We start from the raw sequence: 22,288 nt of genomic DNA on the forward strand, positions 1-22,288 counted from the left end.
GGCCCTCAGCCCAGCCACTGGTCGTACGCCAGCTTGGCGACCAGGCCGAGGACCACGACGACCAGCACCACGCGGACGAATCCGCTGCCCCGCTTGAGCGCCGTATGGGCGCCGAGGGTGCCGCCCGCGAGGTTGAAGAGGGCCATCAGGGCGGCCAGTTTCCACAGCACCGTGCCCTGCGCGGTGAAGACCACCAGGGCGCCGAAGTTGGTGCACACGTTGACGATCTTGGTCGTGGCGGAGGCCGTCACCAGGTCCATGTGGAGGATCGCCACCAGCGCGATGACCAGGAACGTTCCGGTGCCGGGGCCGATCAGGCCGTCGTAGAAGCCGATGCCCAGGCCCGCAACGAGGATCGCCGTCAGGACGCGCCGCCGGGTCACCGGGCCGGTCACCACCGGGACCGTCGTGCCGAAGGACGGGCGCAGCAGGACGAAGGCCAGCACGCCCAGCAGGATCACGATGATCAGCGGGCGGAGCACCGCGCTCTCGACCCCGGCGGCGAAGAACGCCCCGAGCAGGGAGCCGCCGAGCGCCGTCAGCCCGATCCGCACGGCCGTCCGGACGTCCACCGGGGCCTTGCGGGTGTACGTGACGGCCGCGGCGGTCGTGCCGACGATGGAGACGGCCTTGTTGGTGCCGAGGAGATACGCGGGCGGAAGGTGCGGGAAGCCCACGAGCAGCGCCGGGAGCTGGAGCAGCCCGCCACCGCCGACGACGGCGTCGATCCACCCGGCGGAGAGGGCCGCCAGGCACAGCAGGGCCACGGTCGCCAGTGATATGTCGTCCATCCCCGCTGTTCCCGTTCACGGCGGAAGCGCTACGCCGGCAACCGCACAGCCTGGGGAATCGTACGTGCGTCCGGCCGGAAGCCCGGAACCGGCCGGGGACGGCAGTCCGCCGGGCAGGCACGGACGAGGGAAAGAGCCGACTGCGGCCGACGGCTCTCGCTACCGTGAGCCGGGGCGCCCACGGGCTCCCCGGGAAGGAAGGAGAGCCATGACGTCGATGCCTGAGCGATCCGGGCCCATCGGCAATCTCGCCTCCGTGTCGTTCGACCAGCTCTGCCAGGCCGTGGAAGAGCTGCACCCGCCAGACGGCCGCAAGGCCGAGGTCGGCGGAGGGAGGATCGTCCTGGCGGCGCGGCCGTGGGCTTGCCACTGGCGGGCTCTGAGATCACTGCGCCGCCAGTTGCAGCCGCACGCGCCCGAAGGCCACGACGCCGACAGCGCCCCCTTCCTCTTCGTCTTCCCCCGGTCCGCGCGCGCCTACGGGCCCGACCTCTTCGTCGCGGATGAAGCCGCTTTCGAACACCTGAGCCCCCGTATCCCCGGCGAAGCGCTCTCCCTCGTCGCCGAGCTGACCTCCGTCTCCACCAAGGACGACGACTGGGCGGAGAAGGTCGCCGTGTACGGCAGGCAGGTGCCGGTGTACCTGCTGGTGGACATGCAGGCGGAGACGGCCACCGTCTTCTGGGACCCCTCCGAGCAGGGCTACCGCTCACGGACCACGGTCACCTTCGGCGAGAGGCTCCACGTTCCGAAGCCGTTCGACTTCGACCTCGACACCAGCGAGTTCCACGCTCCCGACGAGGGCGGCGACGGCGCCTCCTGAGCCTCCTCAAGCCTTCTCCGCCTCACCGCCCGTCCGGCTCACAGTGAGGGGCGGGCGCCGCTGAGGGCAGCGTTGCCCGGGGGAAACAGCGGGGATGCGGTCGGGAAACAGCCGGCGCGCACGCTCTCCGTATGACCTCGAAGAAGGAGCCGGACCGGGACCCGGGCCGCCGTCGCACCGTGGTGATCGGCGGTGGCATGGCCGGTGCCCGGCTCGTGCAGCAGCTGACCGCCCTCGGCGGCGGTGCCCCCGCCGGCGGCGCCGACGTCACCGTCATCGGCGAGGAACCGCACGGTCCGTACAACCGGGTCCTGCTCGCGGACGTCCTCGCGGGACGGTACGGGCCCGAGGTGATCACCCTTCCCGCCCCCGGCGCCTCCGTCCGGCATCTCACCGGCGTGCGCGCCGTGCGGATCGACCGCGGCGCCCGGCTCGTGCTCTGCGACGACGGGCAACGCGTTCCCTACGACTCACTCGTGCTGGCCACCGGCTCCAACCCCGTGCTGCCGCCCCTGCGCGGCCTGTTCGAGCCCGACGGCCGCGAGCTGCCGTCCGGGGTGCACCCCTTCCGGACCCTGGACGACTGCCGGGCGCTCGCGGAGGCCGCGCGCCCCGGCGTGCGCGCCGTGGTGATCGGCGGCGGACTGCTCGGCGTCTCCGCCGCCCGGGCCCTCGCCCGGCGCGGGGCGCAGGTGGTGCTGGCCCAGCAGGGCGAGCACCTCATGGAACGCCAGCTCGACGCCGACGCGTCCGCCCTGCTCCGCCGCCATGTGGAGACGCTGGGCGTGGAGGTGCACACCGAGTGCCGGGTCCGCGGGCTGCGCACCCGGGGCGCCACCCGGGACGGCGGCGCGTCCACCCGCGAGGTGACCGCCGTGGAGCTCGCCGACGGGTTCCGGCTCGACGCCGAGATCGTCGTCCTCGCGTGCGGGGTGCGGCCCCGCACCGGGCTCGCCCTGGCGGCCGGGCTGAAGGTCGCGCGCGGCATCGTCGTGGACGACGAGCTGCGCACCGACGACCCCCGCGTCCACGCCATCGGCGACTGCGCGGAGCACGACGGCACCGTCTACGGACTGGCCGGGGCCGCGCAGGAGCAGGCCGACGTGCTGGCCCGGGTGCTGGCCGGGACCACCGCCCCGGGGGTTGCGGCCCCGCGCTACCGCGGCACCCGCGCCCTGACCCGGCTCAGCCTGCCGGCCTGGCCCGGCCCGCTCGACCTCGCCGCCTTCGGCGAGACCACCCCCGCTCCCGGGGACGATGTCATCCATCTCTCCGACGCCACGCGCGGCGCGTACCGCAAGGTCGTCGTCCGCGGCGACCGGCTGGTCGGAGGAATCCTTCTCGGCGATCTCGGCACCGTCGGCGCGCTCGCCCGCACCTGGGAGGGCGACGAGCCGCTGCCCTCCGCTCCCCTGCTCCATCTGCTCACCCACGACGGAGGCTGCTGAGATGGCACCCGAACAGACGACCCGCCGCAACGGCGTGACCGGTTCGAACGGCGCGAACGGCACGTCCGCCGCGGCCGCCGCCGTCGGCACCCCCGGCACCGCCCGCCCCACCATCGTCCTCGTCGGCCACGGCATGGTCGGCCAGCGCTTCCTGGAGGCCCTCGCCGAGCGCGGGCTGACGGAGCGGGCACGCGTCGCCGTGTTCTGCGAGGAGCCCCGCGCCGCCTACGACCGGGTCCAGCTCACCTCGTACTTCTCCGGCCGCACGCCCGAGGATCTGGCGCTCGGCGAGCCGGAGTTCATGGAGAAGCACGGCATCGAGCTCCATCTCGGCGATCCGGTCGTGGCCGTCGACCGGGAGGCGCGCACCATCACCTCGCGCGCCGGGCGCACGCTCCGGTACGACACCCTCGTCCTCGCCACCGGCTCGTACCCCTTCGTTCCGCCGGTGCCCGGCAAGGACGCCGAGGGCTGCTTCGTCTACCGCACCATCGAGGACTTGCTCGCCATCGAGGAGTACGCGAAGAACTCCCGCACCGGCGCGGTCGTCGGCGGCGGACTGCTCGGCCTGGAGGCCGCCGGGGCGCTCAGGGGCCTCGGTCTGGAGACGCACGTCGTGGAGTTCGCGCCCCGGCTGATGCCCGTGCAGGTGGACGAGGGCGGCGGCGCCGCGCTCCGCCGCACCGTCGAGGACATGGGCGTCGAGGTGCACACCGGCGTCGGCACCCAGGAGATCACCACTGGCGGCAACGGCTCCGTCACCGGCATGGCCCTCTCCGACGGCTCCGCGCTCGCCGCCGACCTCGTCGTCTTCTCCGCCGGCATCCGCCCCCGCGACCAGCTCGCCCGGGACTGCGGTCTGGCGGTCGGCGAGCGCGGCGGCATCACCGTCGACGCGAGCTGCCGCACCTCCGACCAGGCCGTCTACGCCATCGGCGAGTGCGCGCTGGCCGCCGACGGCAAGGTCTACGGACTGGTCGCCCCCGGCTACGAGATGGCCGAGACCGCCGCCGCCGCCATCGCCGGCGCGGAGGCCGCCTTCACCGGCGCCGACACCTCCACCAAGCTCAAGCTGCTCGGCGTGGACGTGGCGAGCTTCGGCGACGCGCACGGCACCACCGAGGGCTGCCTCGACGTCGTCTACTCCGACTCCCGCTCCGGCGTCTACAAGAAGCTGGTCGTCGGCTCCGACGGCGCGCTGCTCGGCGGCGTCCTGGTCGGCGACGCGGACGCCTACGGCATGCTGCGCCCGCTCACCGGCTCCGTGCCGCCGGTGCCGCCGGAGCAGCTCGTGCTGCCCGCGGGGGCCGGGGCGCCGGTCGCGCTGGGACCGTCCTCGCTGCCCGACGAGGCCGTCATCTGCAGCTGCCACAACGTCACCAAGGGCAGCATCCGCGGCGCCGTCACCGAGCACAGCTGCACCACGGTGCCCGAGGTCAAGAAGTGCACCAAGGCCGGCACCGGCTGCGGCAGCTGCGTCAAGGTGCTCACCACGCTCGTCAACGACGAGCTGGAGGCCCAGGGGGTCAGCGTCGACAAGGGCCTCTGCGGCTGCTTCGCGCACACCCGCGCCGAGCTGTACGAGATCGTCCGGGTGCGGCGGCTGACCTCGTACGCACAGGTGCTCGACGAGCACGGCCGCGAGGAGGCGCGCGGCGGCGACGGCTGCGAGATCTGCAAGCCGACCGTCGCCTCGGTCATCGCCTCCCTCGCCCCCTCCATCGGCGCCGACGGCTACGTCCTGGACGGCGAGCAGGCCGCCCTCCAGGACACCAACGACCACTTCCTCGCCAACATCCAGCGCAACGGCTCCTACTCGGTCGTCCCGCGCATCCCCGGCGGTGAGATCACCCCGGAGAAGCTGATCGTGATCGGCGAGGTGGCCCGCGACTTCGGGCTCTACACGAAGATCACCGGTGGTCAGCGGATCGACCTGTTCGGCGCCAGCGTGGACCAGCTCCCGCAGATCTGGGCCCGGCTGGTGGACGCGGGCTTCGAGTCCGGACACGCGTACGGCAAGGCGCTGCGCACCGTGAAGTCCTGCGTCGGGCAGACCTGGTGCCGCTACGGCGTGCAGGACTCGGTGCGGATGGCCATCGAGCTGGAGCTGCGCTACCGGGGCCTGCGCTCGCCGCACAAGCTGAAGTCCGCCGTCTCCGGCTGCGCCCGCGAGTGCGCGGAGGCGCGCGGCAAGGACTTCGGGGTCATCGCCACCTCGAACGGCTGGAACCTGTACGTCGGCGGCAACGGCGGCGCCGACCCGCGCCACGCCGACCTGCTCGCCCAGGACCTGTCCGACGCCGAACTGGTCCGCCTCATCGACCGGTTCCTGATGTTCTACATCCGCACCGCCGACCGGCTGGAGCGCACCTCCGTCTGGCTGGAGCGGATCGAAGGGGGCCTCGACCACGTCCGGGACGTGGTGGTGCACGACTCGCTCGGCATCTGCGGCGAACTGGAGCGGCTGATGGCCGACCACGTCGCCGGCTACCGCGACGAGTGGGGCGCGACGCTGGAGGACCCGGAGCGGCTGCGCCGCTTCGTCTCCTTCGTCAACGCCCCGGGCACCCCCGACCCGTCCGTGCGCTTCGTGCCCGAGCGCGACCAGGTCAAGCCGGACCTCGGCATCCTGGCCGGCCCCGTCCTCCCCGTCCGCACCCTCGAAGGGAGCTCCGCCCGATGACGCTCGCACCCGAGACCACCCTGGACCGGCCCGCCCCGGCGTCCGCCGGTACGGCCACGATCACCGCGACCCGTGTCGAACTGCTGGCCGGCGGCCACTGGCATGCGGTCTGCGACGCGGCCGACCTCACGCCCGGCCGCGGGGTGGCGGTGCTGCTGCCGGACGGGCGGCAGGCGGCCGTCTTCCTGGACCGGGCGGGCGCGGTGTACGCGATCGGCAACCAGGACCCGTTCACCGGCGCCTACGTCCTCTCCCGCGGGCTGATCGGCCGCACGGGGCGGGACGGCCGGCCCTTCGTCGCCTCGCCGCTGCTCAAGCAGCGCTTCGACCTGGCCACCGGCCAGTGCCTGGACGACGCCTCGGTGGCCGTGCCCGCGTACACCGCGCGCAGGGGCTGAGACCGCCACGGCCGGCACCCCTGCCTCTGCCGTCGCCCTCACACGCGTCCGGCGCGCCACCGGTCCCTCACGGGCCGGGGCGCGCCGGAGCCATGCGGTGCGGTCGCTGTTCCGCGGCTGTCTCCCCGGCGGTCACCGCCGCGTCCGGGCAGGTGGTGCTGCCATCCCACCACGGTGCAGGCGGGCTTCACGGTCTCCCAAAAGGTGCCGCGTTGTCGGGAGTGATGCTAGTCAACTTCTCGACCGTGAACGGACCGAGCTTGTCGGCTCAGTCGGTCACACCGGTTCATGCTCTCCTGCGCGGCCGGCTTCCGCGCCCGGAGTCACATCCACCGCGGGGTTGCGGTGCGGGACCGTTGACAGGGCCCCACGCCGGGGCAGGCCCGGCGACATCCGCCCGGTCAGCGCCATCTGAGCCGTATCCCCGGCAAGCCGGTTCGTGCCTTGCAGGCTCCCAAACGGATGCGAAGAGACTACCGGACCGCTGCGCGGCCCGGGGCCGGAAGATGCGATTCCTCCCGGGCGTGAACACCCGGGGTTCCTCCCGAGAACCGGCTGAACTGCGTGGCGACTGTACGCTCGCAGGTGGGACCGCCCGTCCGGCCGGCCGCAGCGGCCTCGCTCAGCGTTCTGCCGTGAGTCTGCCGTGGGCTCCTCCGGGGGCCTCCGCGGCGGAGGCGGGCGTTGCCGAGACGGCGCCGAGACCACCGAGCAGGGCGGTCGCGGCGAGAGCCGCCACCGCGGCCCTGCGAACGCGCAGTAAATTCATGAGGTTCCCTCTCAGCTTCACGCGCTTCCAGTTTTCCGGAAGAATGCTGCAAGTTTTCGGAGGCTGCGCCGGGAACGCTAGAGCTGGTTGGGACACCCGTCAACGGGTGTGGTGCAAGGAGGTTCCATGGCGGTCGACGAAGCCGGGCAGTCGCGACCCAAGGTCACGATCACGGCGATCGCACAGGAAGCGGGTGTTTCCGTCCCGACGGTCTCGCGCGTGGTCAACGGCCGGTCCGACGTGGCGCCGGAGACCCGCGCCAAGGTGGAGGACCTGCTGCGCCGCCACGGCTACCAGCGGCGGGGCAGCGCCGGCCGCGAGGGGGCGGGCCTGATCGACCTGGTGTTCAGCGACCTCGACAGCCCCTGGGCCGTGGAGATCATCCGCGGCGTGGAGGAGGTGGCGCACGCGGCCGGCATGGGCACGGTCGTCTCCGCCACCCACGGCCGGGCCGGCGCCACCCGGCAGTGGCTGGAGAATCTGCGGGACCGCGCCTCCGACGGCGTCATCCTGGTGACCTCGGCCCTGGAACCGCTGCTCCAGAAGGAACTGCGGCGGCTGGACGTCCCCGTCGTGGTGGTGGACCCGGCCGGCTCGCCCTCCCTGGACGCCCCGACCGTCGGCGCCACCAACTGGGCGGGCGGCATGGCCGCCACCGAGCACCTCCTGGAGCTCGGGCACCGCCGGATCGGCTTCATCGGCGGCCCCATGCGGCTGCTGTGCAGCCGGGCCCGGATGGACGGCTACCGCACCGCGCTGGAGGCGGCCGGCATCCCCGCGCTGGACGAGCTGATGGTGGGCGGCGACTTCTACCACGAGTCCGGTTTCACCGGGGCGCAGAAACTGCTGGACCTGCCCGAGCCGCCCACCGCCATCTTCGCCTCCAGCGACCAGATGGCCCTGGGCGCGATCGAGGCGCTGCGCCGCCGGGGGCTGCGGGTGCCGGACGACGTGAGCGTCGTGGGCTTCGACGACCTGCCCGAGATGCGGTGGTCCTCGCCCCCGCTGACGACGGTGCGGCAGCCGCTGGCCGAGATGGGGAAGGTCGCGGCGCGTACGGTGCTGCGCCAGGCCCGGGGCGAGGAGCTGGACTCCCCGCGGGTCGAGCTGGCGACCGAGCTGATCGTCCGGCACAGCTCGGCGGCGCCCGCCCCGAGGTCCTGAAGCGCCGCCGGACCCGCCCCGGCGCCTCTCCCGGCCCCGGGCGGCCCCTTGAGCGCCCGCGCACCCCCGGAGCCGGGCGCCGGCGCTCCCTGTGGCCCCGCACGCCCCAGCGCTCCTCTTGGCGCCGCCCGCCTCCCGGCGAGCCCCGGCGCTCCCGGCGGACGACAGCCCCGGCAGCCGCCGGGTCCGCGCGCCGTCCCCGGCTCTTCGTGCCGAGCCCGGCTACCGTCAACTCCGGGCAGCCGGGAGCCCCACGGAAGTCCAGCGGAAAGCCCAAGCGGTAGCCTCGGGCAACCGGTAGGCCTCCCGGATCCACACATCCACTCCGCCGGCGGCGCCGGGCGCCAGGACCTCCGACGTTTCGTCAACCGGCCCTTCTCACGCCTGCTTTCGGGCATCGCCGGGCCGGTCCCGGGGGCCCGCCGCACCGTCCCGGCACGAACCCTCTGATCCCATTTTCGTTACAGCCGTTGACACAGCTCATGATGGATCCGTAACTTCCAGAAACATCGACCGATAATTTTCGGAAAGCTTCCGGAAGGTGTGCCATGCGGAACAAACTGTCACGTAGAGGCGGCCGGGCCATCGCCGCGCTCACGGCCACGATCGTCGCTTCATCCGTCCTGGCCGCCTGTGGCAGCAGCGGCCCCGAAGGCGCCGGGGGCGGCGAGGAGGGGACCCTCAACGTCTGGGTCTACGGAGACGCCTCCACCAAGGTGCAGGACGAGGCCGTCAAGCGGTTCAACAAGACCTCCGACGTCAAGGCCAAGCTCACCAAGGTCCCCGGCGACAGCTACCAGGACAAGCTCCGTACCGCGATGGGCACCCCCAACGCGCCGGACGTGTTCTTCAACTGGGGCGGCGGAAGCATCGCCAACTTCGTCGAGAAGGACATGCTCGTCGACCTCACCGCGGAGTTCGAGAAGGACCCGGACCTCAAGGGTGCGTTCATCGACTCGATTGTCGGCGCGGGCAAGGTCAACGACAAGTACTACGGCGTGCCCATGCGCGGTATGCAGCCGGTGATCCTGTTCTACAACAAGAACGTCTTCGAGAAGGCCGGCGCCGAGCCCCCGCAGTCGTGGGAGGACATGCTCGACCTCGTCGACACCTTCAAGAAGGAGGGCGTCACCCCGTTCGCCCTGGCCGGCGCCGACGCCTGGCCCGAGCTGATGTGGGTCGAGTACCTGCTCGACCGCAACGGCGGCGCCGAGGTCTTCCAGCGCATCCAGGACGGCGACTCCGAGGCCTGGGGCGACCCGGCCGTCCTCAAGACGGCCGAGCAGATCAAGGAGCTGGTGGACAAGGGCGCGTTCGGCAAGAACTACGCGTCGGTCAACTACACCGAGGACGGTGCCTCCACCCTCTTCGCCAAGGACCGCGCCGCCATGCACCTGATGGGCAGCTGGGAGTACGCCAACCAGAAGGCGAACCAGCCCAAGTTCGCCGAGGACGGCCTCGGCTGGACCTCCTTCCCGGCCATCCCCGGCGGCAAGGGCGACCCGAAGAGCGTCGTCGGCAACCCGACGAACTACTGGTCGATCAACGCCAAGGCCAAGGAGCAGAAGGCGGCTCTGGAGTTCGTGAAGACCGCCGCCCAGGACGAGTACGTCAAGGACCTGGTCGCCAACGGTGACGTGCCCACCACCTCCGACGCCGAGGAGCGGCTGAAGGCCCACGACGCCCCGCAGTACGCGGAGTTCCAGTACGAGATGGTCAAGGCCGCCCCGGACTTCACCCTCTCCTGGGACCAGGCGCTCCCGTCCCAGCAGGCGGAGCCCATGCTCACCAACATCCAGAAGCTCTTCAACGGCCAGCTCTCGCCGAAGGACTTCGTCGAAGCGATGAAGGGTCTGTAAGTCACATGCCGGCGTCCGCCACCCCTGGAACCACGGTGAAAGAGCCCCCCACGGGAGCGGTCAGGGCCCGGCCGTCCCGCGCCACATCAGGCGCGGGGCGGCCGGGCCTCGGCTGGGCCGTCCCCGGGCTGCTCTTCTTCACCCTCTTCGCGATCGTCCCGATGCTGCTGGTCGTGGCTCTGTCCTTCACCTCGTGGCAGGGCCTCGGCCTCCCCGAGTGGACCGGCGGCGCCAACTGGTCCCGTCTCTGGGAGGACCCGGAGATGCGGCAGGCCATCTGGCTGAGCGTGCTGCTCACCGGGCTGTCCTGGCTCTTCCAGACCCCGGTGGCGCTGCTGCTGGGCGTCTGGGCCGCGGGAAAGCAGCGCAACCGCGCCGTCCTCTCCGCGATCTTCTTCCTGCCGCTGCTGGCGTCCTCCGTGGCGCTGGCCCTGCTGTGGAAGTCGCTGCTCGACCCGAACTTCGGCCTGATCGCCGACATCGGCCCGTACATCGGCTTCCCGGACGGCAATCTGCTCGGCGACCCGCAGGGCGCCTTCGCCGCCGTCCTGTTCGTCGCCTCCTGGCAGTTCATCCCGTTCCACACGCTGCTCTACCAGGGCGGCGCGCGGCAGATCCCGAAGTCGCTCTACGACGCGGCGTACGTGGACGGGGCCGGCACCGTCCGGCAGTTCTTCAGCGTCACCCTGCCGCAGCTGAAGAACACCATCATCACCTCGTCGGTGCTGATGGTGGTGGGTGCGCTGACCTTCTTCGACACCGTGCTCATCCTGACCGAGGGCGGTCCCGGCACGGACACCACCATCGTGCCGTTCCTCATGTACACCACCGGCTTCGACGCGTTCGACATGGGCTACGCCAGCGCCATCGCCACCATCCTGGTCGCCATCGCCACCGGTATCTCCCTGCTCCTCGTACGACTCACCGGCTTCAGCGCCATGCGCAGTACCCGGGAGGGAATGTGACCGACGTGCTGTCCAAGCGCCCCGCCACCGGCTCACCGGAGCACGGCGGCCCCCGGCCCGCGTCCGGACGGCGGTCCTTCCGGCTGCCGCGCTGGAACTACCCGGCCGGCTTCGCCTCCCTGATCTGGCTGCTCATCGTCGGAGTGCCGCTCTACGCCCTGCTGACCTCGACCCTGAGGACCCGGGACGACTACCTCGACAGCGGTGCGCTGTCGGTGCCGAGCGACCCGACGCTGGACAACTACCGCAAGGTCTTCGAGAGCGACTTCCTGACCTATCTCACCAACACGGCCATCGTCACCGTGGCGACCGCGGCCCTCGTGGTGGTGCTCGCCGTGACGATCGGGTACACCGTCGTCCGCACCCGCAGCCGGATGTCCAACCGGATCTTCCAGGTCTTCCTGCTGGGACTGGCCATTCCCGCGCAGGCTGTGATCATCCCGGTCTATCTGATCATCACCAAGATGCATCTGTACGACTCGCTGCTGGCGATCATCCTGCCGACCGCGGCCTTCACGCTGCCGGTCAGCGTCGTGATCCTGGCGGGCACGATGCGCGACATCGACGAGGAGATGTACGAGTCCATGGCCCTGGACGGGGCCAACTCGCTGCGCATCCTGTGGAAGCTCGTCGTACCGCTCAGCCGGTCCGGCATCTCCACGGTGATCGTCTATGCCTCGCTCCAGGCGTGGAACAACTTCCTGTTCCCCCTGATCCTCACCCAGTCCCCGGAGACCCGGGTGCTGACCCTCGGCCTCTACGACTTCGTCGGCCAGTTCCGGGTGGACATCCCGGCGCTGCTCTCGGCGGTCGTGCTGTCGATCGTGCCCATCTTCGTCGTCTATCTCTTCGCCCGCCGTCAGCTGGTCAGCGGCCTGATGGGTGTCGGCGGCAAGTAGACGGCACCGCCCCCCACTACTTCATGCGCCGGACAGGAGTCCCATGCAACCCGAGACGAAAGGCCCCTGGCAGGACACCTCGCTGTCCGCCGGGGCCCGCGTCAGCGACCTGCTCGCCCGGATGACCCTGGAGGAGAAGCTCGCCCAGCTGTTCAGCATCTGGCCCGGCTCCGACAACGAGGGCGAGGACGTCGCCCCGCTGCAGCACGAGATGACGGCGTCCGACGAGCCCGTGGACCTCGACGCCCTGATCCGCCACGGACTGGGCCAGCTCACCCGGGCCTTCGGCACCGCGCCCCTCGAACCGGCGGCGGGTGCCGCGGCCCTGGCCCGCACCCAGGCCCGGATCGCGGCGGCGAACCGTTTCGGCATCCCGGCGATCGCCCACGAGGAGTGCCTCACCGGCTTCACCACCTGGGGCGCCACCGTCTTCCCGACCCCGCTGGCCTGGGGCGCCACCTTCAACCCGGCGCTGGTCGGCCGGGCGGCGGAGCTGATCGGCTCCACCATGCGCTCCGCGGGCATCCACCAGGGCCTCTCCCCCGTCCTCGACGTGGTGCGCGACCCCCGCTGGGGCCGCACCGAGGAGTCGATCAGCGAGGACCCGTACCTGGTGGCGACCGTCGGCACCGCCTACGTCCGGGGGCTGGAGTCCAGCGGCGTCATCGCCACCCTCAAGCACTTCGCCGGCTACTCGGCCTCCCGCGCCGGCCGCAACCACGGCCCGGTCTCCGCCGGGCGGCGCGAGCTGGCCGATGTCCTCCTGCCGCCGTTCGAGCTGGCGGTACGGGACGGCGGCGCGCGCTCCGTCATGCAGGCGTACAACGAGATCGACGGGGTGCCGGCCGCCGCCGACTCCTGGCTGCTGACCGAACTGCTGCGCGACGAGTGGGGGTTCACCGGCACCGTCGTCGCCGACTACTTCGGCATCTCCTTCCTGGAGTCGGCCCACCACGTCGCCGGCTCCCCCCGGGACGCGGCCGCGCAGGCCCTGGCCGCCGGCGTGGACGTCGAGCTGCCCGCCGTCCGCTGCTACGGCACCCCGCTGCTGGACGCCGTACGGGCCGGGGACGTCCCCGAAGCCCTGGTGGACCGCGCGGTCACCCGCGTCCTCCGGCAGAAGTGCGAACTCGGCCTCCTCGACCCGGACTGGGACCCGGCCCCGCCGGTCCTCGCCGGACCGCCCGCCGCGGTCACCGGCTCCGCCGGCGCCTCGCAGGACGGCACCACGGAGAACGGCGCCGCCGCCCCGGACGCGGCGGACGACGGCAGCGCCGTGGCCCCGCTGGCCGCCGCCCGCGCGGCGTCCCTGCGGCCCGGCACCGTCCCGGGCACCGCGGGCGCCGACTTCGACCCGGCCGAGATGCGCGCGGTGGCCCGGCAGCTCGCGGAGGAGTCCGTCGTGCTGCTCGCCAACGACACGGGACTGCTGCCGCTCAGCGCCGGCCCGGGCTCCCGGATCGCCGTGGTCGGCCCGATGGCCGACGACCCGGCCGCCATGCTCGGCTGCTACACCTTCCCCCGCCACGTCGGCGTGGAGCACCCGGAGCTGTCGCTGGGCGTGGAGGTCCCCACCCTGCTGGAGGCCGTCCGCGAGGCGCTGCCCGGGGCGGAGATCTCGCACGCGCCCGGCTGCGCCCCGCCGGAGCCGGACAAGTCCGGCGCGGTGTCCGCGGGCGTCACCGGCGCGGGCTCCGCGCCCCTCGGCGGCGTCCTCACCAAGGCGGAGACGCCGTCCGGCGGTCCCGGGCTTCCCACGGCCGCGGAACTGCTCGACGCCGAGGCGGACCTGCTCACCGAGGCGGTCGCGCTGACCGCCGGGGCGGACGTCTGCGTGGCCGTCCTCGGCGACCGCTCCGGCCTCTTCGGCCGGGGCACCTCCGGCGAGGGCTGCGACGCCGCGGACCTCGAACTCCCCGGCTCGCAGGGCGCGCTGCTGGACGCCCTGCTGTCCACCGGCACCCCGGTCGTGCTGGTCCTGCTGACCGGGCGCCCGTACGCCCTCGGCCGGTACGCCGGCCCCGGCCGCTCCGCCGGCGCGCCCCGGGCCGCCGCCGTGGTCCAGGCGTTCTTCCCCGGCGAGGAGGGCGGCCCGGCCGTCGCCGGTGTGCTGTCCGGGCAGGTCAACCCCTCCGGCCGGCTGCCGGTCAGCGTGCCGTACGGTCCCGGCGGCCAGCCCTGGACGTACCTGGCCCCGCAGCTCGGGCTGCACAACGAGGCCAGCTCGCTCGACCCCACGCCGCTCTACCCCTTCGGGCACGGCCTGTCGTACACCGCGTTCGACTGGACCGGCGGGGGCGTGGAGGCGGCGGACGGCTCCGCGGCCGGCGCTGCCGATGGTGACGGCGACGGAACCGTCCTGCTGGACACCGACGGCGAGGCGACCGTCCGGCTCACCGTGCGCAACACCGGCGACCGCCCCGGCACCGAGACCGTCCAGCTCTATCTGCACGACCCGGTGGCCCGGACGACCCGTCCGGTGAACCGCCTCATCGGCTACGCGCGCGTGCCGCTCGGGCCGGGGGAGGCCGCGGAGGTGCGGTTCGGCTTCCACACCGACCTCGCCGCGTACACCACGCGCGACGGCCGCCGCATCGTGGAGCCGGGCGACCTGGAGCTGCGGCTCGGCGCGTCCAGCGCCGACATCCGGCACACGGCCCGGCTCCGGCTGAACGGGGCGGAGCGCACCGTCGGGCACTGCCGGCGGATGGTCTGTGCGGCCATGGTGCACCGGCTGGGTGTGCCCGGGCAGGGCGCGGCCCCGGCGGCGCCGGAGCCGGCGCGCGAGGAGAGCGGCACCGTGGCCGTCGCGCCCTCGGGCCGGTCCCTCTAGGCTGACGGCGGGCCGCGTGAGCGGCCCGCCACCAGCCGATCCGAGGAGCAGGGCGTGCGGCGCTGGACCGTGAGCGACATCCCCGACCAGAGCGGCCGTACGGCCGTGGTGACCGGCGCCAACAGCGGCCTCGGGCTCGTCACGGCCCGCGAACTCGCCCGGCGCGGCGCCGAGGTGGTGCTCGCCTGCCGGGACGAGACGCGCGGCCGGGCCGCCGAGGCCCGGATCGCGGAGGAAGTGCCGGGCGCGCGGGTACGGCTGGCCCTGCTCGACCTGGCGGACCTGGCCTCCGTCCGGGAGTTCGCCCGGTCCTTCGCCGGACCCTCCGGAACCGGCGGGTCCGGGTCCGCCGACGGCGGTTCCGGGGAAGGCGGCTCCGGGGACGCGGCGCGCGCCTCCGGCGTCCCGGGCGGCAGCCGGGGCACCGCCCGGCTGGACCTGCTGGTCAACAACGCGGGCGTCATGGCGCTGCCGTACCGGCGAACGGCCGACGGCTTCGAAACGCAGTTCGGGGTCAATCACCTCGGCCACTTCGCCCTCACCGGCCTGCTGCTGCCGGCCCTGCTCGCGACACCTGGCGCGCGGGTGGTCACGGTCTCCAGCGCGATGCACCTGCTGCCGGGCGCGGGCGACCCGGGTGATCCGTCCGGCGAGGAACCGTACCGCCGCTGGACGGCCTACGCCCGCTCCAAGAGCGCCAATCTGCTCTTCACCCACGAGCTGTCCCGCCGGCTGCGGCGGGCCGGCTCGGACGTGGTGGCCGCCGCCGCCCACCCCGGCTACGCCGCCACCAATCTGCAGACGGCGGGCCTGCGGATGGAGGGACGCCGCGGGGCCGAGCGCCTGGTGGGGCTCGGCGGCCGGCTGCTGGCCCAGCCCGCGGCGGCCGGCGCGCTGCCCTCGCTGTACGCGGCCACCGCGCCGGACGTCCGCCCGGACGGCTTCTACGGCCCCGGCCGCGCGATGCCGCCCCGGACCGGGCCGGCTCCCGCGCGGCGCGCGGCACGGACGCTGGACGACGGGGCGGCCGAACGGCTGTGGCGGCGCTCGGAGGAGCTCACCGGCGTCCGCTACGAGGCCCTGGACGTGCCTCCGTCGGTGTAGGCCGCGGTAGCGCGTCTCCTTCCCGGCCCTTCCGCCTCTTTCGCATCCCGCCCCACCACGGGACAAGAGCGGTCCGCGAGGCAGGCCCGGCCCTTGGGGCGACCGAGGAGACACCGTGCTCGCGTGCCGTCCGGGCCGTGGGGGCAGCCGTGCCCGGTTCGGCCGCGGTCGTCCCCGCTCCGCCGTCCGCCCGTCACCACTTGTTGATGCACAGTCAACTACCGCCCCACAGACTCCGGACACCCGACTCCGCGCCCGGTCCGGCGCGGGGCAGACACGATCCCGGTGGGAGGATCTGTGGAACGTCGTACCTTCCTGCGCACCACCGTCGTCGGCGGTTCGGCCGCGGCCTTCGGCGGCAGTCTCTGGCGCGGTGCCGCGTACGCGGCACCCGCCCAGCCCGGCAGCGGCCCCTACGGCACCCTGCGGTCGGCGGACGCCAACGGCATCCGGCTGCCGGCCGGTTTCAGCAGCGCAGTGATCGCCCGGTCCGGACAGAAGGTGTCCGGCACCTCCTACACCTGGCACAACGCCCCCGACGGCGGCGCCTGTTACGCCGACGGCAGCGGATGGATCTACGTCTCCAACTCCGAGATCAACCCCTCGGGCGGAGCGGGCGCGGTCCGCTTCTCCTCCTCCGGCGCGATCACCGGCGCGTACCGCATCCTCTCCGGCACCCGGCAGAACTGCGCGGGCGGCAAGACCCCGTGGAACACCTGGCTCTCCTGCGAGGAGGTCGACCGGGGCTACGTCTACGAGACCGACCCGTGGGGCGCGAAGGCGGCCGTCCGCCGGGACGCCATGGGCCGCTTCAAGCACGAGGCCGCCGCGGCCGACCCGGTGCGCAAGGTCGTCTACCTCACCGAGGACGTCTCCGACAGCTGCTTCTACCGCTTCCGCCCCACCACCTGGGGCGACCTCTCCTCCGGCACGCTGGAGGTGCTGCGGATGGGGTCGGGCACCTCCGGTCCGGTCACCTGGGCCCCCGTGCCCGACCCGAGCGGCGCCTCCACCGCCACCCGCGACCAGGTCTCCGGCGCCAAGCGCTTCAACGGCGGCGAGGGCTGCCACTACGCCGACGACACCTGCTGGTTCACCACCAAGGGCGACAACCGGGTCTGGCAGTACAACGCCGCCGCCCAGACCATCGAACTGGCCTACGACGACTCGCTGGTGAGCGGCGGCGCCCCGCTGACCGGCGTCGACAACGTCACGCGTACCGCCTCCGGTGACCTGTTCGTCGCCGAGGACGGGGGCAATATGGAGATCTGCGTCATCACCCCGGACAACGTGGTCGCCCCCTTCCTGCGCGTCGACGGCCAGTCCTCCTCCGAGATCACCGGACCGGCCTTCTCCCCCGACGGCAGCCGGCTCTACTTCTCCAGCCAGCGCGGCACCAGCGGCCGTTCCTCGGGTGGCATCACCTACGAGGTCACCGGCCCGTTCCGCTCGTAGCGGCGGCCCGGGCGCCCGCGGCGGGGCCGGCGGAGCGGCCGGCCGGCCCCGCCCCGTCCGCCGGCGGGGAATCGTCGGCGCCGCCGTGCAGGAGGGCGGCGCCGAGCGGCGTCAGGGTGTGCAGGACGGCGCTGCCGTGCCGCAGGGTCACCACGAGCCCGGCGTCGCGGAGCACGCTGGCGTGCTGGCTGGCGGAGGCCGGGGAGACGCCGACCCGGCGGGCCAGCTCTCCGGTGGTGCATCCGCCCTCGATGGTGCGCAGCACGGCGGAGCGGGTCTGGCCGACGAGCTTGCCCAGCGAGCCGACGTCGGCCGCGTACGGCCGCAGCGGCGCGGGGGCGGTGTTCTCACCGGAGTGCCGCACCGGGTAGACGAGCACGGGGGTCAGCTCCGGGTCGTGGAAGGCGACCGGGGTGACCCGGCAGAAGAAGGACGGCAGCAGGAGCAGGCCCCGGCCGTCCAGATGGAGGTCCCGGTCCACCGGGTAGTCCGCCTCCAGCACCGGCGGGCGCCAGCGCATGGCCGCCGGCATCGAGGCCAGCAGCCGGTCGGCGCCGCCGTCGAGGAGCGCGCGGCCGCGGGCGGCCCGGTCGGCCTCGATCTGCGCGCGGATGTGCGGCCAGTACGGGGCGATGGCGGCCCGGTGGTAGCCGCGCAGCGCGGCGATGAGGTCGCCCAGGGCCCTGGGCCGCCCGGCGGCCAGCTCCTCGTGCCGCGGGGCGGGCCCGGACGGGTGGGAACCCCCGCCGGCGGCGAGCAGTCCCAGGTCCCGGCGCAGGCGCTCCTCCGGGGTCCCGCGGAGCGCCTCCATGGCGGGCTCCATCCCGCAAATACCCTCCGGCGGTGTCAGAAAGTCGGGAAAATAGCCGCGCACGGGCACCAGGGAAGCGAGCAGGCGTGCTTCACCGTTCAAGCGGGTGCGGGTCTCCCTCCGCCATTCCCCGAAGACGGTCGCGGAACGTTTGTCGCGCAGCCGGTGGAAACTCAGAACGGTTTCCCACAAGGCGTCCGGGCGCGCGGCTATGCGTATGCGCCCGAGGTCGCGTCCGGTGAAATGGATGCGTAGCACCAAACCCCCACAAGTATCCCCCCGTCCGGCTTCCCGACGAGTATGCACCTGCACACATTGGGTCACCACGTGCTTTTGGCCACAGTTGAAACGGGTCGCGGCGGACTCCCGGTCCACGGAAGGGTGGAACCCGTCGGGCACCGGGAAACGGTTGTGAGGCTGTCGTGGGGGCAGTGCGGAAACCGTTTCCGGGCGGCTGGGTACCGCCCATGGGCCCGATGGGGTGGAGGACCGCGGTCCGGTGATTCTCGAGCTCGCCGGACCGCGGGAGTCCAGTTATGTGCGCCCCGGTGTCCGGTCCCGTCGCTTCCGGTGCAGAATGCGCTTTCCGGTCAGGTTGAATTCCCGAACATTTCTCGCCGCGGCCGGGGGCGCGCCATCGAACCGCCACCGAAAAGGGGCGCGAAATTAGCGGTGGCAATCGGTCCGCTCCCGCCGACCCGCCCCGCCCGCCCCGCCCGCCGCCCGGCCGTCGCGGGTCCCCGGCGCCCGGTCCCCGCCCGTGCCGTGGAAGCCGGGGCCCTCGCCGCTCCGGCGCTCCGTCCCGCTCCACCCGTCGCCGCCCCGCCGCCCGCTGCCGCCGCGGACCCGTACGGGCGGAAGCGGAAGTCCGGGCATGCGGAAGGGGGCGGCGCCCCGCACAGGCGCCGCCCCCTTCCCCCGGGGAACCCGGGCCCGGCCGCCGCCGGTGAGGGTCGTGGCCGCGGCGGCCGGCTCCGGTTCGGTCGGTGCTTCCCGGTCAGCGGCTGTCGCTGCCCAGGCTCTCCGCCGCCGCGCGGCCCGCCTCCAGGCGGGCGACGGGGATGCGGAACGGCGAGCAGGAGACGTAGTCCAGGCCCACCTCGTGGAAGAAGTGCACGGACTCCGGGTCGCCGCCGTGCTCACCGCAGACACCGAGCTTGATGTCGGGCCGGGTGGCCCGGCCGGCCTCGACGGCGTTCCGCACCAGCGAGCCGACGCCGTCGCGGTCGATGGTCTCGAACGGGCTGACGCCGAAGATGCCCTTCTCCAGGTAGGCGGTGAAGAAGCTCGCCTCCACGTCGTCGCGGGAGAAGCCCCACACCGTCTGGGTCAGGTCGTTGGTGCCGAAGGAGAAAAACTCCGCGGCCTCGGCGATCTGGCCGGCGGTCAGCGCGGCCCGGGGCAGCTCGATCATGGTGCCGATGGTCAGCTTGAGGTCGGCGCCGGCGGCGGCCTCGACCTCGGCGATGACCCGCTCGGCCTCCTCGCGGACGAACTCCAGCTCCTGGACGGTGCCCACCAGCGGGATCATGATCTCCGCGCGCGGGTCGCCGTTGGCCGTCCGGCGCTCCGCCGCCGCCTCGGCGATCGCCCGGACCTGCATGGCGAAGAGGCCGGGGATGACGAGGCCGAGGCGCACGCCGCGCAGACCCAGCATCGGGTTCTGCTCGTGCAGCTTGTGCACGGCTTGGAGCAGCCGCAGGTCGTTCTCGTTGGAGTCCTTGCGGGCCTCGGCGAGGGCGACGCGCACCGACAGCTCGGTGATGTCGGGCAGGAACTCGTGCAGCGGCGGGTCGAGCAGCCGCACGGTGACGGGCAGCCCGTCCATGGCCTCGAACAGCTCGACGAAGTCGGCCTTCTGGAGCGGCAGCAGCGCGTCCAGCGACTCCTCGCGCTCCTCGTCGGTGTCGGCGAGGATCAACCGCTCGACCAGCTCGCGCCGCTCGCCGAGGAACATGTGCTCGGTGCGGCAGAGGCCGATGCCCTGGGCGCCGAAGCGGCGGGCGCGGGAGGCGTCCTCGGCGTTGTCGGCGTTGGCGCGGACCCGCAGCCGGCGGACGCGGTCGGCGTAGGCCATGATCCGGTGCACGGCCTTGACCAGGTCGTCGGCGTCCTCGGCGCCGGCGTGCATCCGGCCCTCGAAGTACTCCACGACCGGCGACGGCACGACCGGGACCTCACCGAGGTACACCTTGCCGGTGGAGCCGTCGATGGAGATGACGTCGCCCTCCTCGACGACGACCCGGCCCTTGCCGTCCGGCGACTTGGCCGTCAGGCAGCGCTTCTTGGTGTCGACCTCCAGCTCCTCGGCGCCGCAGACACAGGTCTTGCCCATGCCGCGGGCGACGACGGCGGCGTGCGAGGTCTTGCCGCCGCGCGAGGTCAGGATGCCCTCGGCGGCGATCATGCCGTTGAGGTCGTCCGGGTTGGTCTCGCGGCGGATGAGGATGACCTTCTCGCCCGAGCGGGACCACTTGACCGCGGTGTACGAGTCGAAGACGGCCTTGCCGACGGCGGCGCCCGGCGAGGCGGCGATGCCGCGGCCGAGCTGCTCGGAGGCGGCGGTCTCGTCGAAGCGCGGGAACATCAGCTGCGCGAGCTGGGCGCCGTTGACGCGCTGCAGCGCCTCCGCCTCGTCGATCAGCCCCTGGTCGACGAGCTGGGTGGCGATCCGGAAGGCGGCACCGGCGGTGCGCTTGCCGACCCGGGTCTGCAGCATCCAGAGCTGGCCGCGCTCGATGGTGAACTCGATGTCGCACAGGTCCTTGTAGTGCGTTTCGAGGGTCTCCATGATCTCCATCAGCTGGTCGTAGGACTTCTTGTCCAGCTGTTCGAGATCGGCGAGCGGCACGGTGTTGCGGATACCGGCGACGACGTCCTCGCCCTGCGCGTTCTGCAGGTAGTCGCCGTAGACGCCCTGCTGGCCGCTGGCGGGGTCGCGCGTGAAGGCGACACCGGTGCCGGAGTCGGGCCCGAGGTTTCCGAAGACCATGGAGCAGACGTTGACGGCGGTGCCCAGGTCGCCGGGGATGCGCTCCTGGCGGCGGTACAGCTTGGCCCGGTCGGTGTTCCAGGACTCGAAGACCGCGCACACCGCCAGGTCCATCTGCTCGCGCGGGTCCTGCGGGAAGGAGCGGCCGGTCTCCTCGCGCACGATGCCCTTGAAGCGCTCGACGATCCGCTTCAGGTCGCCGGCGTCGAGATCGATGTCGACCGTGACGCCCTTGGCCCGCTTGGCCTCGTCGATGGCGTCCTCGAAGAGCTCGCCGTCGACGCCCAGCACGGTCTTGCCGAACATCTGGATGAGGCGGCGGTACGAGTCCCAGGCGAAGCGCTCGTCGCCGGCCTGCCGCGCGAGCCCCGCGACGGAGTCGTCGGAGAGGCCGATGTTGAGGACGGTGTCCATCATGCCGGGCATGGAGAACTTCGCGCCGGAGCGGACGGAGACCAGCAGCGGGTCGTCGGCCTGGCCGAGCTTCTTGCCCATCTTCGCCTCGAGGGCGGTGAGGTGAGCGCTCACCTCGTCGCGCAGGGCGGGGGGCTCGGCCCCGGTCTCCAGGTAGACCTTGCAGGCCTCGGTGGTGATGGTGAACCCCGGCGGCACGGGGAGACCGAGGTTCGTCATCTCGGCCAGGTTGGCGCCCTTGCCGCCCAGCAGATCCTTGAGATCCTTGTTGCCCTCGGTGAAGTCGTAAACGAACTTCTGCTGCTCGGCTGCGGCTACATGGGGGTTCGTGGTTTCCGACACGGGATCTCGCACTCCTCGTGGTGGGGTTCCCCCTCGGAGCGGTTCGGGGGAGGGGCTGCCCTGACGGCGGGGAGCGTACCCAGATCGAAGGTTGATGAGTACGTCCACTTGGTGGTCATCGGGTTGTAACCCCGCATCTGCCACCGGATCGAAAGTGAGCTCGCTCTCCTGGCGGAATCGTTATGCGTTCAGGAAGTGAACTCACAGCGACGGGAGAACGGGCGTGAGGGACCGGAGCGCGGTCGCGGCCCCACAGCGCGTCACGTGATCCGCGACCTCTTGAAGGCAAGATGGGTGGCACTGGGTGCCACCCTTTGAGAGATGCAGGCCACCGCAAAACGCTCATCTGAGCGAGCCTCCGATCACAGTGGCGAGAATCACGCACTGTCCAGGTACCCCGTCTCACGACATGGACACATGAGGGCGGCCAATCGCTCGAATGAGCGATAAGGGTGCCGGGCCCGGCTGAGGCACGCATCACAATGAGACTTTTGCCCTGGGACTGGACAAAACCCTCCGGTACGTTCGTGCGGTATCG

Annotated in this window: 14 protein-coding genes and 1 pseudogene; 11 read left to right on the plus strand and 4 right to left on the minus strand. The window is 72.6% G+C overall.

Features of this window, described 5'->3' with window-relative positions; translation table 11 throughout:
• Positions 1-5: 5 nt before the first annotated feature.
• On the minus strand, positions 6-791 hold the full coding sequence (locus IF83_RS0118725; protein ID WP_030545568.1) for a sulfite exporter TauE/SafE family protein: 786 nt from the start codon (positions 789-791) through the stop codon (positions 6-8).
• A 208-nt stretch (positions 792-999) separates the two neighbouring features.
• Between IF83_RS0118725 and IF83_RS0118730 the strand changes: the two genes are divergently transcribed.
• From IF83_RS0118730 to nirD, 4 genes are all read left to right on the plus strand, one after another.
• Positions 1,000-1,614: a Uma2 family endonuclease gene (locus tag IF83_RS0118730; protein ID WP_037680384.1), complete on the plus strand. Its 615-nt coding sequence runs from the start codon at positions 1,000-1,002 to the stop codon at positions 1,612-1,614.
• A gap of 131 nt (positions 1,615-1,745) precedes the next feature.
• Complete coding sequence (locus IF83_RS0118735; protein ID WP_051722907.1) at positions 1,746-3,062, plus strand: NAD(P)/FAD-dependent oxidoreductase; 1,317 nt, start codon at positions 1,746-1,748, stop codon at positions 3,060-3,062.
• A 133-nt stretch (positions 3,063-3,195) separates the two neighbouring features.
• Positions 3,196-5,745 carry a nitrite reductase large subunit NirB gene (gene nirB, locus IF83_RS0118740; RefSeq protein ID WP_244177125.1) on the plus strand — a complete coding sequence of 850 codons (2,550 nt, stop codon included), beginning with the start codon at positions 3,196-3,198 and terminating at the stop codon, positions 5,743-5,745.
• Complete coding sequence (gene nirD / locus IF83_RS0118745) at positions 5,742-6,143, plus strand: nitrite reductase small subunit NirD (protein WP_051722908.1); 402 nt, start codon at positions 5,742-5,744, stop codon at positions 6,141-6,143. Before nirB ends, nirD begins: the two co-directional genes overlap by 4 nt.
• A gap of 622 nt (positions 6,144-6,765) precedes the next feature.
• On the opposite strand, the gene IF83_RS33790 is transcribed toward nirD, so the two are convergent.
• Complete coding sequence (locus IF83_RS33790; protein WP_158711066.1) at positions 6,766-6,912, minus strand: hypothetical protein; 147 nt, start codon at positions 6,910-6,912, stop codon at positions 6,766-6,768.
• Between the two features lie 126 nt (positions 6,913-7,038).
• Between IF83_RS33790 and IF83_RS0118750 the strand changes: the two genes are divergently transcribed.
• The 7 genes and pseudogenes from IF83_RS0118750 (at position 7,039) to IF83_RS0118780 (ending at position 17,191) form a co-directional block, all read left to right on the plus strand.
• Positions 7,039-8,076, plus strand: coding sequence for a LacI family DNA-binding transcriptional regulator (locus IF83_RS0118750; RefSeq protein ID WP_030545578.1), 1,038 nt, complete (start codon positions 7,039-7,041; stop codon positions 8,074-8,076).
• A gap of 548 nt (positions 8,077-8,624) precedes the next feature.
• Entirely contained in the window at positions 8,625-9,935 is a 1,311-nt protein-coding gene (locus IF83_RS0118755) for an ABC transporter substrate-binding protein (protein ID WP_051722909.1), read from the plus strand.
• A 5-nt stretch (positions 9,936-9,940) separates the two neighbouring features.
• Positions 9,941-10,900, plus strand: coding sequence for a carbohydrate ABC transporter permease (locus tag IF83_RS0118760; protein WP_078843595.1), 960 nt, complete (start codon positions 9,941-9,943; stop codon positions 10,898-10,900).
• Positions 10,897-11,799, plus strand: a complete 903-nt coding sequence (locus tag IF83_RS0118765) for a carbohydrate ABC transporter permease (protein ID WP_078843596.1) — start codon at positions 10,897-10,899, stop codon at positions 11,797-11,799. The genes IF83_RS0118760 and IF83_RS0118765 overlap by 4 nt, the downstream gene beginning before the upstream one ends.
• A 43-nt stretch (positions 11,800-11,842) precedes the next feature.
• Positions 11,843-14,527: pseudogene (locus IF83_RS30410) on the plus strand (glycosyl hydrolase); the annotation flags it as partial.
• A gap of 159 nt (positions 14,528-14,686) precedes the next feature.
• Positions 14,687-15,736 (plus strand): SDR family NAD(P)-dependent oxidoreductase, encoded by a 1,050-nt coding sequence (locus tag IF83_RS34870; RefSeq protein ID WP_030545587.1) that lies wholly within the window; start codon positions 14,687-14,689, stop codon positions 15,734-15,736.
• Between the two features lie 297 nt (positions 15,737-16,033).
• Positions 16,034-17,191: an alkaline phosphatase PhoX gene (locus IF83_RS0118780; protein ID WP_030545589.1), complete on the plus strand. Its 1,158-nt coding sequence runs from the start codon at positions 16,034-16,036 to the stop codon at positions 17,189-17,191.
• Here IF83_RS0118780 and IF83_RS35335 read toward each other — a convergent pair.
• Both IF83_RS35335 and ppdK read right to left on the minus strand, forming a co-directional pair.
• A complete protein-coding gene (locus IF83_RS35335) occupies positions 17,169-18,260 on the minus strand; it encodes an ArsR/SmtB family transcription factor (RefSeq protein ID WP_208605901.1) in 1,092 nt (363 codons plus the stop codon). The genes IF83_RS0118780 and IF83_RS35335 overlap by 23 nt on opposite strands.
• Positions 18,261-18,999: 739 nt before the next feature.
• Positions 19,000-21,750, minus strand: a complete 2,751-nt coding sequence (gene ppdK, locus IF83_RS0118790) for a pyruvate, phosphate dikinase (RefSeq protein ID WP_030545593.1) — start codon at positions 21,748-21,750, stop codon at positions 19,000-19,002.
• Between the last annotated feature and the right edge of the window lie 538 nt (positions 21,751-22,288).

Source organism: Streptomyces albus subsp. albus (genome assembly GCF_000719865.1).
Taxonomy (GTDB): Bacteria; Actinomycetota; Actinomycetes; order Streptomycetales; family Streptomycetaceae; genus Streptomyces; species Streptomyces albus_E.

Coding starts and splice junctions, on each gene's coding strand:
- IF83_RS0118735 (WP_051722907.1), top strand. CDS start 1,746: ATGACCTCGAAGAAGGAGCCGGACCGGGACCCGGGCCGCCGTCGCACC.
- IF83_RS0118750 (WP_030545578.1), top strand. CDS start 7,039: ATGGCGGTCGACGAAGCCGGGCAGTCGCGACCCAAGGTCACGATCACG.
- IF83_RS0118755 (WP_051722909.1), top strand. CDS start 8,625: ATGCGGAACAAACTGTCACGTAGAGGCGGCCGGGCCATCGCCGCGCTC.
- IF83_RS33790 (WP_158711066.1), bottom strand. CDS start 6,912: ATGAATTTACTGCGCGTTCGCAGGGCCGCGGTGGCGGCTCTCGCCGCG.
- nirB (WP_244177125.1), top strand. CDS start 3,196: ATGGTCGGCCAGCGCTTCCTGGAGGCCCTCGCCGAGCGCGGGCTGACG.
- IF83_RS0118730 (WP_037680384.1), top strand. CDS start 1,000: ATGACGTCGATGCCTGAGCGATCCGGGCCCATCGGCAATCTCGCCTCC.
- IF83_RS0118760 (WP_078843595.1), top strand. CDS start 9,941: ATGCCGGCGTCCGCCACCCCTGGAACCACGGTGAAAGAGCCCCCCACG.
- IF83_RS0118725 (WP_030545568.1), bottom strand. CDS start 791: ATGGACGACATATCACTGGCGACCGTGGCCCTGCTGTGCCTGGCGGCC.
- nirD (WP_051722908.1), top strand. CDS start 5,742: ATGACGCTCGCACCCGAGACCACCCTGGACCGGCCCGCCCCGGCGTCC.